Annotated in this window: 13 protein-coding genes; 8 read left to right on the top strand and 5 right to left on the bottom strand. The window is 55.4% G+C overall.

Translation table 11 applies throughout. The annotated features are described in order from the left end of the window. Positions 1–150 precede the first annotated feature (150 nt). From M8006_RS12185 to M8006_RS12195, 3 genes are read right to left on the bottom strand one after another with little or no spacing between them, the layout of a single operon-like run. Positions 151–909 carry an amino acid ABC transporter ATP-binding protein gene (locus M8006_RS12185; RefSeq protein WP_250082566.1) on the bottom strand — a complete coding sequence of 253 codons (759 nt, stop codon included), beginning with the start codon at positions 907–909 and terminating at the stop codon, positions 151–153. Then, entirely contained in the window at positions 906–1580 is a 675-nt protein-coding gene (locus M8006_RS12190) for an amino acid ABC transporter permease (RefSeq protein WP_250082567.1), read from the bottom strand. The genes M8006_RS12185 and M8006_RS12190 overlap by 4 nt, the downstream gene beginning before the upstream one ends. Positions 1581–1597: 17 nt before the next feature. Then, positions 1598–2302, bottom strand: coding sequence for an amino acid ABC transporter substrate-binding protein (locus M8006_RS12195; RefSeq protein ID WP_250082654.1), 705 nt, complete (start codon positions 2300–2302; stop codon positions 1598–1600). A 492-nt stretch (positions 2303–2794) separates the two neighbouring features. Between M8006_RS12195 and M8006_RS12200 the strand changes: the two genes are divergently transcribed. From M8006_RS12200 to M8006_RS12210, 3 genes are all read left to right on the top strand, one after another. Then, entirely contained in the window at positions 2795–4549 is a 1755-nt protein-coding gene (locus M8006_RS12200; RefSeq protein WP_250082569.1) for a ribonucleoside triphosphate reductase, read from the top strand. A gap of 53 nt (positions 4550–4602) precedes the next feature. After that, a complete protein-coding gene (gene nrdD, locus M8006_RS12205; RefSeq protein ID WP_250082571.1) occupies positions 4603–4767 on the top strand; it encodes an anaerobic ribonucleoside-triphosphate reductase in 165 nt (54 codons plus the stop codon). A gap of 66 nt (positions 4768–4833) precedes the next feature. Continuing rightward, entirely contained in the window at positions 4834–5583 is a 750-nt protein-coding gene (locus tag M8006_RS12210) for an anaerobic ribonucleoside-triphosphate reductase activating protein (protein ID WP_250082573.1), read from the top strand. 37 nt (positions 5584–5620) lie between these two features. Here M8006_RS12210 and ubiT read toward each other — a convergent pair whose 3' ends face one another. Both ubiT and hemN read right to left on the bottom strand, forming a co-directional pair. Continuing rightward, entirely contained in the window at positions 5621–6118 is a 498-nt protein-coding gene (gene ubiT, locus M8006_RS12215) for a ubiquinone anaerobic biosynthesis accessory factor UbiT (protein WP_250082575.1), read from the bottom strand. 195 nt (positions 6119–6313) lie between these two features. Beyond that, the gene (gene hemN / locus M8006_RS12220; RefSeq protein WP_250082577.1) at positions 6314–7699 is read right to left on the bottom strand and encodes an oxygen-independent coproporphyrinogen III oxidase; all 1386 of its coding nucleotides are present in this window, start codon (positions 7697–7699) and stop codon (positions 6314–6316) included. Positions 7700–8077: 378 nt separating this feature from the next. On the opposite strand from hemN, the gene M8006_RS12225 reads away from it, so the two are divergent. From M8006_RS12225 to M8006_RS12245, 5 genes are read left to right on the top strand one after another with little or no spacing between them, the layout of a single operon-like run. Further along, positions 8078–9016 carry a 4Fe-4S binding protein gene (locus M8006_RS12225; protein WP_347709763.1) on the top strand — a complete coding sequence of 313 codons (939 nt, stop codon included), beginning with the start codon at positions 8078–8080 and terminating at the stop codon, positions 9014–9016. A 3-nt stretch (positions 9017–9019) separates the two neighbouring features. After that, positions 9020–10894, top strand: coding sequence for a TAT-dependent nitrous-oxide reductase (nosZ, locus tag M8006_RS12230; RefSeq protein WP_250082579.1), 1875 nt, complete (start codon positions 9020–9022; stop codon positions 10892–10894). 47 nt (positions 10895–10941) lie between these two features. Further along, positions 10942–12249, top strand: a complete 1308-nt coding sequence (locus tag M8006_RS12235; protein WP_250082581.1) for a nitrous oxide reductase family maturation protein NosD — start codon at positions 10942–10944, stop codon at positions 12247–12249. Further along, on the top strand, positions 12246–13181 hold the full coding sequence (locus M8006_RS12240; protein ID WP_250082583.1) for an ABC transporter ATP-binding protein: 936 nt from the start codon (positions 12246–12248) through the stop codon (positions 13179–13181). Before M8006_RS12235 ends, M8006_RS12240 begins: the two co-directional genes overlap by 4 nt. Beyond that, entirely contained in the window at positions 13178–14002 is an 825-nt protein-coding gene (locus M8006_RS12245; protein WP_250082584.1) for an ABC transporter permease, read from the top strand. The genes M8006_RS12240 and M8006_RS12245 overlap by 4 nt, the downstream gene beginning before the upstream one ends. The last annotated feature ends 25 nt before the right edge of the window (positions 14003–14027 follow it).

The raw sequence follows: 14027 nt of genomic DNA on the forward strand, positions 1-14027 counted from the left end.
ACGCGCATCTGCTGGAGCGCTTTTCTTTCTACTTGGGTCTGGACTTCAATTGCATAAAATCCCGACCCGACTTTGACGAGATGTGCCACTACGGTGCTATCGCGTCATGAAACTGTCCGAACCATTGATCCAAGATCTTGACAGCAAAAACTAACCCAGTGGATTTATAGGCTGATTAACAAGCACTTTGCGTAAAAAATCGCGTGTCCGAGGATCTTCAGGTGCTTGGAAAAGCTGCGATGGCGGGCCTTGTTCAACAATACGCCCACCTTCCATAAAAATCACTCGGTCAGCTACGTCCTGTGCAAAGCTCATCTCATGCGTGACTACCAGCATGGTTTGACGTTCGGTAGCCAACTGCTTCATCAAAGCAAGCACTTCTTCGACCCATTCAGGATCAAGCGAGGAGGTTGGCTCATCAAAGAGGATAACATCGGCCTGAGCGGCCATCGCACGGCCAATACCCACACGCTGCTGTTGTCCGCCAGAAAGCGAAGCAGGGTAAGCATCGGCCTTATCAGCGAGGCCGATGCTTGTAAGAATCTCATGGGCACGAGAATGTGCTATTTTCTTTGGCCAACGGTTGACCACGATTAGGCCTTCTGCAATGTTTTCAAGCGCTGTTTTGTTAGCGAACAATGCGTAATTCTGGAAAACAAATGCAGTCCGCCGCCGCAATGCAAGAATCTCATCACGACGAGCATGAGCGGCGTCGACACTTAAGTCACCGATTGTAATGTGACCTTCATCCGGCTTTTCGAGAAAATTCAAGCAGCGCAGCAGGGTCGACTTACCGGTACCTGATGGCCCAATGACAACGATAATTTCACCCTGCTCAATCGATAGGTCAATACCATCAAGCACAGCGTTACCATCAAACCGTTTGATCAGGTGACGAACGTTGATCATCGCCTGTATGCCTCATTCAATCGGGTTTCCAATCGGCGTTGTAGCCATGCTAGCCCCTCTACAATCATCCAGTAGATCAAGGCAACAGTGACAAATGCTTCAAAATACAAGAAGCTACCTGCCGCTTCTTTCTGGGTGGCTCCCATGAGCTCGGTGACACCTAACGTGAATGCTAGCGATGTTGCTTTGATCATGTCGATGAAGTAGTTCATCAGCGTGGGCACTGCTACTCGTGTCGCTTGAGGCAGCACAATACGGCGCATCAATTGCCCGTTTGTCATCCCGATGGAAAGTGCTGCTTCGGTTTGGCTTCGGTCCACGCCGATTATGGCGGCACGTATGGATTCAGCCATGTAAGCAGCAAAGTGCAACGTCAACCCCATGATAGTCGCAGTAACGCCGTTAATTTGTGTGAGAAAAGCCAGTACTTGTGGTAGCCCGTAATAAAACAAGAAAAGCTGTACGAGAAGCGGCGTTCCGCGAAAAAAAGAAATAAAGAGCAGTGTCGCGCCGTTTAACCCCGGTATCCGCAGCACTCGAATAACAGCAAGTGCACTAGCCAAGGCAAGCGCCAATACCATGCCAGCAAACGCCATAGCCAACGTAAGGGGTAAATAGCGAAGAAGGATGGGCACAAGACCCACCATATAATCGATGTTAAGAATATTCATACGGCTAGCTTACTGCTTTAACGGCGGGTAATGTCAGAACCGAACCAACGCTCTGAAATCTTGTTAAGCACCCCTTTTTTCCGCAGTGTTATTAGCGCATTACCCACCTGGTCACGCAAGGCCCGACCACTCTCGGTATCGCGGAAAGGCAAAGCATTACGAATATCTGAGAATGGCGGCCCAGCCAGCTGCAAGGGTAAGGGTTTATCTTGAATGACTTGGCTAGCACTTACTCGATCCATCACGAACGCATCCACACGGCCTAAAGCGGTGTCTTGTTCAATATTACTTTCATAAGTGCGTATATCAATCTCATCTTTGTAAGGCAACTCATGCAGCAGCTCTTCGTAGTTGGAGCCTAAGTTGACTGCTACGCGCTTTCCACGCAGATCTTCAACGCTCTTTATCTCTTCATTACCTGCTTTTACGACCACTTGGGCGCCATCGTAAACATAGGGTTCAGTGAAGGCATATTTTTCTTGGCGCTCTTCGGTAATGGTGATCTGATTGGCGATAGTATCGATGCGGCCGGATTCGAGCATACCAAACAACCCGGAGAAGTTAGCGGTAATAAACTCGACATCGACATCCAACTCGTTGCCTACGGCTTCCATAACATCGACTTCGAAACCTTGAAGAACGTCTTGCTCAACAAAGGTAAAGGGAAAGTAGCCACCCGACATACCTACGCGCAGCACGTTTTCATCTTGTGCTTGGGCCATGCCGCCTAAGGTGAATGTGCTTGCGAAAAACAGAGCGATAAACCGTTTGCCCAACATAAAAGCCTCTCTTGTACCAATATATTAAAATAGAATATAAAATATTATTTATATTCTATTTTGTCACACAACAGCACAGATAACTAGACATCATCTCTCCTAACCGACCACAAACTATTCAACGAGTGATTTGCGGGTGATATTCGGTTTGCGTCTTGCGCACCCCGCAAGTGATATAGATCAGCTTTCGCATCGCTGCGCCCAAGGCCGCCATGTTGCTCTTGCCGCTAGCCATCATCCGCTGATAAAGCACCGTAATATCAGGATTACATCGCAGACTTACCACGGTCCAGCAATGATAAGTTGATCAAGCACATCCACTCTCTTTGCCATTTTCCTGACCTCGGTCATTTCTCGCGCTGACCTGAAGGCTCACCCTATAAATCAACATATAGTGTTTTATTAGAAATAAATTAGCATATATAGTATATTGTGGTGATAATACCCCCCAATATTCAAACTGACAAGCGCCACATCGATGTCGCTTCAACGGTCAACGAGTATCTTCAACGTGCCGACTGGCGCGTTCAGGCAAATGCCAATCAGGGATATTCCCTGGGCGGACTAATTCTCAATGTTTCCGGCAAGCTGATCGCCAACTATTGGCTCGATGAGATCTACCCGGCGGCGGTGGGAGAAGCGCACCGGGAAGGAGACCTGCACATTCACGACCTGGATATGCTGTGTGGCTATTGCGCCGGTTGGTCGCTGCGTAATTTGCTTCACGAGGGATTCAACGGTGTGCCGGGACGTGCCGAAAGCCATCCGCCACGGCATCTTTCGAGCGCCCTGAGCCAGATGGTTAATTTTCTCGGCACATTGCAGAATGAGTGGGCGGGTGCGCAAGCCTTTAGCTCCTTCGATACGTATCTAGCGCCTTACGTGCGCAAGGATAGGTTGGCATACGAACACATCAAACAGGCAATTCAGGAGTTCATCTACAACCTCAACGTTCCTTCGCGCTGGGGTAGCCAGACCCCTTTCACCAATCTGACCTTCGACTGGGTCTGCCCCGATGACTTGCGCCAGCAGATTCCCGTCATCGGTGGTGAAGCGCAGCCATTCAGCTACGGGGAGCTCCAGGAAGAGATGGACCTGATAAACCGTGCCTACCTGGAAATCATGGAAGCCGGTGACCGCCAAGGGCGGGTATTCACCTTCCCGATCCCTACCTACAACATCACGCATGACTTTGACTGGGAAAGCGACAGCGCCGAGCGCCTCTTTGCGTTGACCGCCAAATACGGGCTGCCCTATTTCCAGAACTTTCTCAACTCAGACCTGGAACCTCACATGGTACGTTCCATGTGCTGTCGACTGCAGCTCGACTTAAGCGAGCTGCTCAAGCGTGGCAATGGTCTATTCGGCAGTGCCGAGCAAACCGGTTCATTGGGGGTGGTGACCATCAATTGCGCGCGACTGGGCTATCACTTCGCCGGTGATCACGCCGGACTGATCAACGAGCTGGACCGGTTGCTCTCCTTGGGTCGCGATAGCCTGGAACTCAAGCGCGAATGCCTCCAGCAATGGATGGACCAAGGCCTCTACCCTTTTACCCAACGCTACCTTGGGACCCTGCGTAACCACTTCTCGACACTGGGAGTTAACGGGCTCAATGAAATGGTGCGCAACTTCAGCGATGACCGCCACGACATCACCGATCCGGAAGGGCTGCAACTGGCACTAGAGACGCTCGACCATGTGCGTGAAAGGATGCGTGAATTTCAGGAGCAGACCGGGCATATGTATAACCTGGAGGCCACACCCGCAGAAGGTACCACGCACCGTTTTGCCCGTGAGGATTTAGCTCGCTATCCCGATATTATCCAGGCTGGCACACCCGAAGCCCCCTACTACACCAATTCCAGCCAACTGCCGGTCGGGCATACCGATGATCCTTTTGAAGCATTGATCCACCAGGACCCATTACAGACTCGCTACACGGGAGGCACCGTACTGCATCTTTACATGCGCGAGCGGCTTAGCTCAGCCCTTGCCTGCCGCAAGCTGGTAAAAACGGCGCTCTCTCGCTTTCGTCTACCTTATATCACCGTGACACCCACCTTCTCGATTTGTCCGGTACATGGCTACTTGGCCGGTGAGCATGAGTTTTGCCCAACATGCGACGAAACCCTGTTGGCAAAAATGCGTAACGACCAAGAGCAAGTACCGTCAAAGAGTGCGCCTTAACGGCGTGCAATAAAGCAACGTCCCTTCAACCCATCGTTAGCAAGGAGCATCTTATGCACCAAGCACATTACGACACCCTACCTACCGAACAACGTCAACGCTGCAAAGTCTGGACGCGCGTCATGGGCTATCACCGACCGGTGAGCCAATTCAATATCGGCAAACGTGGCGAACATCGGGAACGTCGACATTTCAATGAAGACACCGTTGACATCTAACGTCACGTTCCGTTATTCACTCAAGAGTCGGGTGCCTGATGCAGGCACCCGACATGGGTTATTGTCATGTCCATTATTGCAACGCTCTCCGATTCCAGCACCTTACCCGGCACGATTCGCCTGCCTATCGCCGGTCTGACGCCCATAACCACATTGGACTACCCCAACCACTTGGCTTGTGTGGTATTTCTGCAAGGATGCCCGCTACGTTGTGGCTACTGTCATAATCCACAGATGATAAAGCCCAGGCGCGGCAAACCACAGGAATGGCAGGACGTGAAGCAATTTTTGGCTAGCCGCCGCGGCCTAATCGAAGCCGTCGTGTTTAGTGGAGGAGAACCGACACTGCATAACAGTCTGGTCGATGCAATTCACGAGGTAAAAGCGATGGGCTTCAAGGTCGGCCTGCACACCGCCGGCCCCTACCCGGAACACTTGGCTCGGCTATTGCCACAGCTAGACTGGGTTGGCCTTGATGTGAAGGGGCGCGGACAGGATTTTGACCGGATATGTGGACGCCCAGGCATCTGGCAACGTCATAGCCACAGTTTGGCAGCCCTACTCGACAGCGATATCGACTTCGAATGTCGCACCACGGTGCACTGGAAGGATTTCACGCTTGCCGAGGTGGAACGCTTGGCGCTGACACTGGCCGACTGCGGTGTACGCCGCTATGCACTTCAAGTGGCTCGCACCGACCAGTGTATTTCCCCGACTTATTGCCAAGCGATTCCCAACGCTCCTCCCATTTCGATGCTAGCGGCCCTAGTCAAACGTCTCACCCCGTATTTCGAACGTATCGAGCTGAGACAGTGAAATATCCCATTTCCAAGAGAGGACCTTTACGATCGCCTCAATCTCTGCGCGCCAGACGCTCCAGCCCCATTAACACCTCGCCCAGGCGCCCTTGAGCGAGGCCTTCCTCGCAGCCATCCAGTAAATTCTTGAGCATCAACCCCAGCTCGGTGTCTCCCTCAATCAGCAAGCGACGCTGAAAAAACAGGCTGTCAGGGTCTTCACGCCGAGTGGCAAGGCACAAGAACTCTCGCCAGCCTCCCCGGATGGCCGCCTCACCAACCTCGCGACACAGCACCAGGCGTTGAGCCTTGAGCGTTAGACTTAGCGACACCCCTACATCGTCGATTGCCAGGGTGATACGACGCCCCTCCAGCACATCGAATTCGCCCTCCTCAAGAGGTGCCGCAAAGGTACGGTTGAGCAAAGGTTCGACTAGACGCTGCTTAATAGCGAAGGGAGCCCGAGAATCGAGAAGGCCAATCAAACGACTAGGTGTCGGAGGAAGCGGCAGTGAGGAAGACGCCGCAGGTATAGAAAAAGGCAGCAATGACATGACAAATACTCCGGGGCAAACACATCAATGGAAAACTCCAAGCGGCTCATCCTAGGCGCCAACGCAACACTTCGCACTGACATGCATCAATCCATGAGCGCGAAACACCGCTATTGCGCATGGATGTTTGTCACAGCACTTCGGACCTCGTTCGCCATCTCTGAAAGCCTGTCGATTGGTCGCTAAGTGCTGGCTTCATAACGTGCGTGAAAACCGCCCTTCCTGAGGCTTGAGATAGGCATCGAAGGCCATTGCCACGTTACGCATCATCAGGCGTCCGGCAGGCAGCACTTCGATGGCGTCGGCATGGATGGCCAGCAGTTCATCGCGTTGCATTTCTTCCAGATGTGCCAAAGCATCCGCGAAGATTTCGCGAAACACCACCCCGTGACGCACCTCAATATCGCCAAACTCAACCCGACCATGGCACATCAGCGCGTTGATCACGTCGCGACGCAGGCGATCGTCATCGTTGAGGCGATATCCCCGCATCACCGGCAAGCGTCCGCTTTCCAGACGATGTTGATACTGAGCAGTCTCCTTGACGTTCTGGCTGTAGGTATCACCTACCTTGCCGATGGCGGTAATACCCAAGCCAATGAGGTCGCAGTCGGCATGCGTGGAATACCCCTGGAAATTGCGCTGCAGGGTACGATTCTCGCGCGCCAGACTGAGCTCGTCTTCGGGTAGTGCGAAGTGGTCCATGCCGATGTAGACATAACCAGCATCGGTGAGCCGCTGAATGGTCAATTCCAGCAGCTCCAGCTTACGCTCCGGCGGCGGCATGTCTTCAGGGCGGATGAGCCGCTGCGCCTTGAACAGCTCCGGCAAGTGGGCATAGCTGTAGGTGGCGATACGGTCTGGCCGCAGGGCGATGATCTTGGCAAGCGTGGTGTCAAAGCTCGCCACCGTCTGCAGCGGTAGCCCATAGATCAAGTCGACACTGATCGATTGAAAACCGGCATCGCGGGCGGCCTCAACCAGTTCCACCACCTGGGCTTCGCTCTGCACGCGGTTGACCGCCTCCTGAACATCGAGGTCGAAGTCCTGAACGCCAAAACTCAAGCGGTTGAAACCCAGCGCATACAGCTCATGAATCTGTTCGGGCGTCACGGTGCGCGGGTCCACCTCCAGCGAAAACTCGCGTGCCTCGGGCGAGGCGAAATGAAAGGCTGCATCCAACGCCGCCATCAAATCGGCTAATTGCGCATTGCTAAGGTAGGTGGGTGTCCCGCCACCCAGGTGCAGCTGGGTCATGCGGCGTGAATTGTCGAACAGTTTTCCCTGGATAGTTATTTCGTGCTTCAACCAATCCAGATATTCAGCGGCGCGCTCGGTGTTATGCGTAATGATCTTGTTGCAGGCACAGTAGTAGCAAAGGCTCTGGCAAAACGGGATGTGAATATACGCCGACAACGGCTTGGGCGAGGCCACCCGATTACTCCGCTCGGCAGCGGCACGGTAGTCGTCTTCAGCGAAAGCCGCGTGAAACTGGGGTGCCGTGGGATAAGAAGTATAGCGCGGTCCCGGTCGGTCGTATTTTTCCACCAGGGGGCGGTCGAAGAGCACATCGTCTTTCATGATTATCACCAGCCTCTAGGATGGGGGCATGTAAATGAAGTGGGGCTGAAATTACGCAATGCCATATGGTATCGCAGATAACTCCGTTCCATGGGCTTGATCGGTGTTGGCCGCCTGACTATTTGCTAGCTGACGGTTATTCACAAGGCCAAGCAATGGCAACGCGCGTATTGATGACAATATTCGTGGCGACATTCTTGACGACACAGACGACGCAATATTGCGCAAAACATAACATGGATATAAAGTACTACTTAATCCAATAACTGCCAACCAAGGTACATCGGTTGGAAATAAATCAGCCGTAGCTGGCTGGCCCGATGCGAATCTCTGCATTCGATATACTGACGTCGGGCAGTTACTCGGTGCATTATTAGTGTGCTTGGCGCCGGATTATTGATACTTACCGGCATCATGCTGTTCCAGGAAGTGCTAGCCCGCCACCCCCGAGTTCTGAACCCGCTGCGCCAAGGTTTCAAGATCTACACCTTGGTCTTCATCGGCTGGTACTCACTGGCCCAGTTGTCGGTGGTCAATATCCTTACCTTCACCAATTCGCTGATCAGTGGCTTCAGCTGGTCCTCTTTTCTGATCGACCCGATGCTATTCATCCTCTGGTCATTCGTGGCGGTGAGCCTGCTGCTGTGGGGGCGCGGGGTATTCTGTGGCTGGCTGTGCCCATTCGGCGCCTTGCAGGACTTGGTTAACCAGCTCGCGCGCAAACTGAAGGTCAAACAGATCGAGGTGCCCTTCGGGCTACACGAACGGCTATGGGCGATCAAGTACATCATCCTGCTGGCGCTATTCGCTGTCTCGCTGCATTCGCTCAGCACCGCCGAACACTACGCCGAGGTGGAGCCGTTTAAAACCGCAATCACACTGCGCTTCCAGCGCGACTGGGCCTTCTTGCTCTATGCCCTGGCGCTGATTGCCATCTCTGCCTTCAACCACAAGTTCTATTGCCGCTACCTATGCCCACTAGGTGCCGGGTTGGCGATCCCCTCCCGCCTGCGCTTGTTCGACTGGCTCAAGCGCCACCGCGGTAGCTGCGGCACCCCGTGCCAGATCTGTGCCAATGAGTGCGAAGTGGCCGCCATCCACCCGGACGGCCGCATCAATGCCAACGAGTGCCATTACTGTCTCGACTGCCAAGTGACCTATCACGACGACCAACGCTGTCCGCCAATGATCAAACGCCGCAAGCGTTATGAAAAGGCGTCACGCCTGGCTGGCAACCCAGATGGTAGCGAGACGTTCGACCCTGGCAACGCCGGAAACCGCAAACTGCAGCGAATCCCGACGCATCAAGAGGAGTAAATCATGAGCGACAAAAAAACCATCAAGGACATTGGCCGCCGCCACTTTCTACGCAACAGTGCCGTTACCGGTGTCGCCGGCGCGGGTTTGGCCAGTGGTTTCGGTGCTGGGGCCCTGCTTAACAGCCAGCAAGCCCAAGCGGCGGGTAAAAATGGGGTCGAGGTCGCCCCCGGCGAACTCGATGACTATTATGGATTCTGGAGCGGCGGACACCAGGGCGAGGTACGGGTGCTCGGTGTGCCCTCGATGCGCGAACTGATGCGCATCCCGGTATTCAACGTGGATAGCGCCACCGGCTGGGGCATTAGCAACGAGTCAAAGCGGGTACTGGGCGAATCGAGCCGTTTCCTCAACGGCGACTGCCATCACCCCCATATTTCCATGACCGACGGCAGCTACGACGGTAAGTACCTGTTCATCAACGACAAGGCCAATACCCGCGTTGCGCGCATCCGTCTCGACGTTATGAAGACGGACAAGATCACCACCATTCCCAATGTTCAGGCGATCCACGGGCTACGTCTGCAGAAGGTGCCTTATACCAAGTACGTTTTCGCCAATGCCGAACTGCCGATCCCCCAGATCAATGACGGCCGCGACCTGGAGACTCCCGAAAACTACTTCACCATGTTCAATGGTATTGATGCCGAAAGCATGAACGTCGCCTGGCAGGTGATCGTCGATGGCAACCTCGACAACACCGATGCCGACTACACCGGTCGTTTCGTCGCCTCCACCTGCTATAACTCAGAAAAGGGCATGACCCTGACCGAAACCATGCGCGCCGAGCGTGACTGGGTGGTGGTATTCGATGTCGAGGCGATCGAAGCCGCCGTCGCGGCCGGTAACTACAAAACGCTGGGGGATGTAGACGTCCCGGTACTCGACGGCCGCAAAGGCTCGAAGCTGACTCGCTACATTCCCATTCCCAAGAACCCCCACGGCGTGAATACCTCGCCGGATGGCAAGTACTTTATCGCCAACGGCAAACTATCGCCGACCTGTTCAATCATCGCCATCGATAAGTTGCCAGCGCTGTTTGACGGCAACATCGAGCCGCGCGACACCGTTGTCGGTGAACCGGAGCTTGGCTTGGGGCCGCTTCATACCACTTACGACGGCCGTGGCAACGCCTACACCACGCTGTTCATCGACAGCCAAGTCGCCAAGTGGAACATCGAGGATGCCATTCGCCATTACAACGGCGAAGGCGTCAACTACCTGCGTCAGAAGCTCGACGTGCACTACCAGCCGGGGCACAACCATGCCAGCCTTACCGAGTCTCGGGACGCCGACGGTAAATGGCTTGTGGTACTCAGCAAGTTCTCCAAGGACCGCTTCCTGCCGGTGGGACCGTTACATCCGGAAAACGATCAGTTGATCGACATCTCAGGTGAAGAGATGAAACTGGTGCACGACGGCCCCACCTACGCCGAGCCCCACGACTGCATCCTGCTGCGCGCCGACCAGCTAAACCCGAGCCGAGTCTGGACACGCGATGACCCCTTCTTTGCCGAAACGGTCGCCATGGCCAAAGCCGACGGCGTTAACCTGGAAGGCGACAACAAGGTCATACGGGACGGTAACAAAGTACGGGTGTACATGACCTCCATTGCCCCGCAGTTCGGCCTAACCGAATTTAAGGTCAAGCAGGGCGATGAAGTCACGGTCGTAGTCACCAACCTTGATCAGGTCGAAGATTTGACCCACGGTTTTTGCATGGTCAACCACGGCGTCCAGATGGAAATCTCCCCGCAACAGACTTCCAGCGTTACCTTCACCGCCGACAACCCTGGGGTGCACTGGTACTACTGCAACTGGTTCTGCCACGCCATGCACATGGAAATGACGGGCCGTATGCTAGTCGAGAAAGCCTGATGATATCCGGGGTCGCTCATCAGGCCCCGGTCTACAAAGGAGTTTTCATGCTTCGCAGCGTCATTCTTACCGCCACCACCCTCGTGGTGGCGGTCTTCTTAATAAGTTTGCCCGCCCAGGCGGCGCAGTGGCGTGCCGTTCCCGGCGAGCCACTCCAGCCGCTGATCGAGCAAGCCGCCGATGGCGACCACATCCATTTACCCGAAGGCCGTTATCCCGATTCGATAGTGATTGACCGCCCCCTGACGGTGACAACAGAAGGAAAGGCGGTGATCGATGGACTTGGCGAAGGCCACGCCGTCATCCTCTCGGCCCCAAACAGCGTGCTGGAAGGCTTGACCATTGAAAAATGGGGCCGGGACCTGACCCAGATGGACGCTGGTATTCTGGTTCAAGAAGAGGCCACCGGCAGCCTCATTCAGGGCAATCACCTTTCCGGGCCGGGCTTCGGCATTCGCCTTGATGCCGTCGCGAATGTCCGGGTAATCAATAATGTCATTCGAGGCGATGCGTCACTGCGTTCTCAAGACCGAGGCAATGGCATTCATATATTCAACGTCAGTGAGGCGCTGGTGGAAGGCAATGATATCCGTCGAGTGCGTGACGGTATCTACATCGATACCAGCCGCGACAGCATACTGCGCGACAACCACATGCAGGATCTCCGTTATGGCGTTCACTACATGTACGCCCATGACAACCACCTGGAAAACAACCTGACCCACGACACCCGCACCGGCTATGCCTTGATGCAGTCGAAACGCTTGACGGTGGTTGGTAACCGTTCGGAAGACGACCGTCACTACGGCATTCTGATGAACAACATTACCCACTCGCTGCTACGCGACAACCAAGTCGAAGGCATACAACAACGCCGCAACTCCAACGACCAAGGGCTGGTCAGTGGCGGCGAAGGCAAAGCGTTGTTCGTCTACAACGCCCAATACAATCGCTTCGAGGGCAACCGTTTCGCCCACAGTGATATCGGCATTCATTTGACCGCCGGTTCGGAAGACAACGTTGTCACAGGCAACGCCTTTATCAACAACCGACAACAAGTGATGTACGTGGCGACTCGCCTACAAGAGTGGTCGGAGGACGGTCGCGGCAACTACTGGAGCAATTACCTGGGGTGGGACCTTGGCGAGGACGGCATTGGCGATACGCCTTTCGAACCCAACGATGCCATGGACCGCCTGCTATGGCGCTATCCCGCTGCCCGGCTGCTGATGGACAGCCCTGCCGTACTGGCCTTGCGCTGGGTACAACGGCAATTCCCGGTATTTCGCCCCCAAGGCGTGCGCGACAGCGCCCCCTTGATGACAGCCCCTAACTTCGGAGACGCCGACACATGATTCCTGTGATCGACTTCCAACGCGTGACCAAACATCACGGTAATCTGACCCGTATTGATGCACTGGATCTTGCGGTCAATCCGGGCGAGGTATTGGCCTTGCTCGGCCACAATGGCGCGGGCAAAACCACCACCATGCACCTGATTCTCGGCTTGATCGCCCCAGACAAGGGGCACGTCTCGGTGCTCGGCGGCGCACCTGCCGGTCCTCATGCCGAGACGCTGCGTCGACGCCTGGGCTATTTGCCGGAAAATGTCAGCTTTTACGAGCAGCTCAGCGGACGAGAAGTTCTGACCTATTTCGCCCGGCTCAAGCGCGTGGCACGCGCCCAAGTCGACGAACTACTCGAGCGGGTAGGACTATCGAGCGCCGCTGACCGACGCGTCAAGACGTACTCCAAAGGCATGCGTCAGCGCCTCGGGCTGGCTCAAGCACTGCTCGGCGAACCGCAATTATTGCTGCTTGATGAGCCGACTACCGGCCTCGACCCGGCAGCGACGCGTGATTTCTACGAAACAGTGAGGGACTTACGCGACCGGGGCTGCACCGTACTGCTGTCCTCACATGTGTTGCCCGGCGTGGAACCCTATATCGACCGCGCCCTGATCCTAGGCGGGGGGCGTCGGCTGGCCATGGGCAGCATGGCGGAGCTGCGCACCGAAGCGCACCTGCCGCTCACTATCCACGCTCGAGGCCGCCTGGAAGAGGATGCCTGGCGCCAAGGGTGGGACGACCCGCGTGTCCAGGTTTCCGCCCACCAGGCGCATGGGGCTACCTTCTTGGTTCCTGTCGACGCCAAACTGGCGGCATTACGCCACCTCACCGCCGACCCCAGGGTCGAGGATATCGAGCTACTGCCGCCGACCCTTGAGCATCTTTACACGCATTTCTCCGCCCAGCGCTCTCCCGACCAATCAGGAGCTTTCTCATGAACGCTGTTATGACCATCGCCGCCAAGGAATTTCGCGACGGCCTGCGTAACCGCTGGGTGCTGGCCATTGCGCTGGTGCTAGCAGCGCTCGCGGTGGGTATTGCCTGGTTCGGTGCCGCCGCCAGCGGCGGTCTGGGGTTCACATCGCTTGCCACCACCCTAACCAGCCTTTCGACCCTGGCGGTCTTTCTGATTCCATTGATCGCTCTTTTACTGGCGTATGATGCCGTGGTCGGCGAGCAGGAGGCCGGCACCCTATTGCTGTTGCTCACCTACCCGTTGAGCCGCACCTCCTTCTTGCTGGGCAAGTTTCTAGGGCATGGCTTGATTCTAGGCGTGGCCACCATACTCGGCTTCGGTATCGCCGGGGTCGTGGTGGCCCTGGGTGCCGAGGGAGTCGACAAAACCGAGCTAGCCAGCGGTATGGGGCTGCTGATTCTCAGCAGCGTTTTGCTGGGCTGGGTGTTTATTGCCTTTGCCTACCTGATCAGCGTCTGGGTTACTGAAAAGGCCCGGGCCGCTGGCTTGGCGCTAGTCGTCTGGTTCCTTTTCGTTCTGGTGTTCGATCTTGGCTTGCTCGCCTTACTGGTTAGCGTCAAGCAAGGCGGCGACTGGCTTCCCTGGCTATTGTTGCTCAACCCCACCGAGTGCTTTCGTCTGATCAATCTGGTCGGTTTCGAAGCAGCTGGCAGCGTCAGTGGCGTTACCTCTATTGCCCAGGGAGGCGCTTTTCGCCCAGCGGCACTGATACCGATTCTTCTAGCCTGGATACTGGTGCCCTTGGGCCTGGCCATCCTGCATTTTCGTCATCGACCGGCCTGAGCCGACCCAACCCCACCCAACCTGG

Source organism: Halomonas llamarensis, from assembly GCF_023555005.1.
Taxonomy (GTDB): Bacteria; Pseudomonadota; Gammaproteobacteria; order Pseudomonadales; family Halomonadaceae; genus Vreelandella; species Vreelandella llamarensis.

What these genes read in the sequence shown, in the direction of transcription:
- M8006_RS12185 (WP_250082566.1), bottom strand. Translation starts at nt 909, where the DNA reads ATGATCAACGTTCGTCACCTGATCAAACGGTTTGATGGTAACGCTGTG.
- M8006_RS12190 (WP_250082567.1), bottom strand. Translation starts at nt 1,580, where the DNA reads ATGAATATTCTTAACATCGATTATATGGTGGGTCTTGTGCCCATCCTT.
- M8006_RS12195 (WP_250082654.1), bottom strand. Translation starts at nt 2,302, where the DNA reads ATGGCCCAAGCACAAGATGAAAACGTGCTGCGCGTAGGTATGTCGGGT.
- nrdD (WP_250082571.1), top strand. Translation starts at nt 4,603, where the DNA reads ATGCACCAAGCACATTACGACACCCTACCTACCGAACAACGTCAACGC.
- M8006_RS12210 (WP_250082573.1), top strand. Translation starts at nt 4,834, where the DNA reads ATGTCCATTATTGCAACGCTCTCCGATTCCAGCACCTTACCCGGCACG.
- ubiT (WP_250082575.1), bottom strand. Translation starts at nt 6,118, where the DNA reads ATGTCATTGCTGCCTTTTTCTATACCTGCGGCGTCTTCCTCACTGCCG.
- hemN (WP_250082577.1), bottom strand. Translation starts at nt 7,699, where the DNA reads ATGAAAGACGATGTGCTCTTCGACCGCCCCCTGGTGGAAAAATACGAC.
- nosZ (WP_250082579.1), top strand. Translation starts at nt 9,020, where the DNA reads ATGAGCGACAAAAAAACCATCAAGGACATTGGCCGCCGCCACTTTCTA.
- M8006_RS12235 (WP_250082581.1), top strand. Translation starts at nt 10,942, where the DNA reads ATGCTTCGCAGCGTCATTCTTACCGCCACCACCCTCGTGGTGGCGGTC.
- M8006_RS12240 (WP_250082583.1), top strand. Translation starts at nt 12,246, where the DNA reads ATGATTCCTGTGATCGACTTCCAACGCGTGACCAAACATCACGGTAAT.
- M8006_RS12245 (WP_250082584.1), top strand. Translation starts at nt 13,178, where the DNA reads ATGAACGCTGTTATGACCATCGCCGCCAAGGAATTTCGCGACGGCCTG.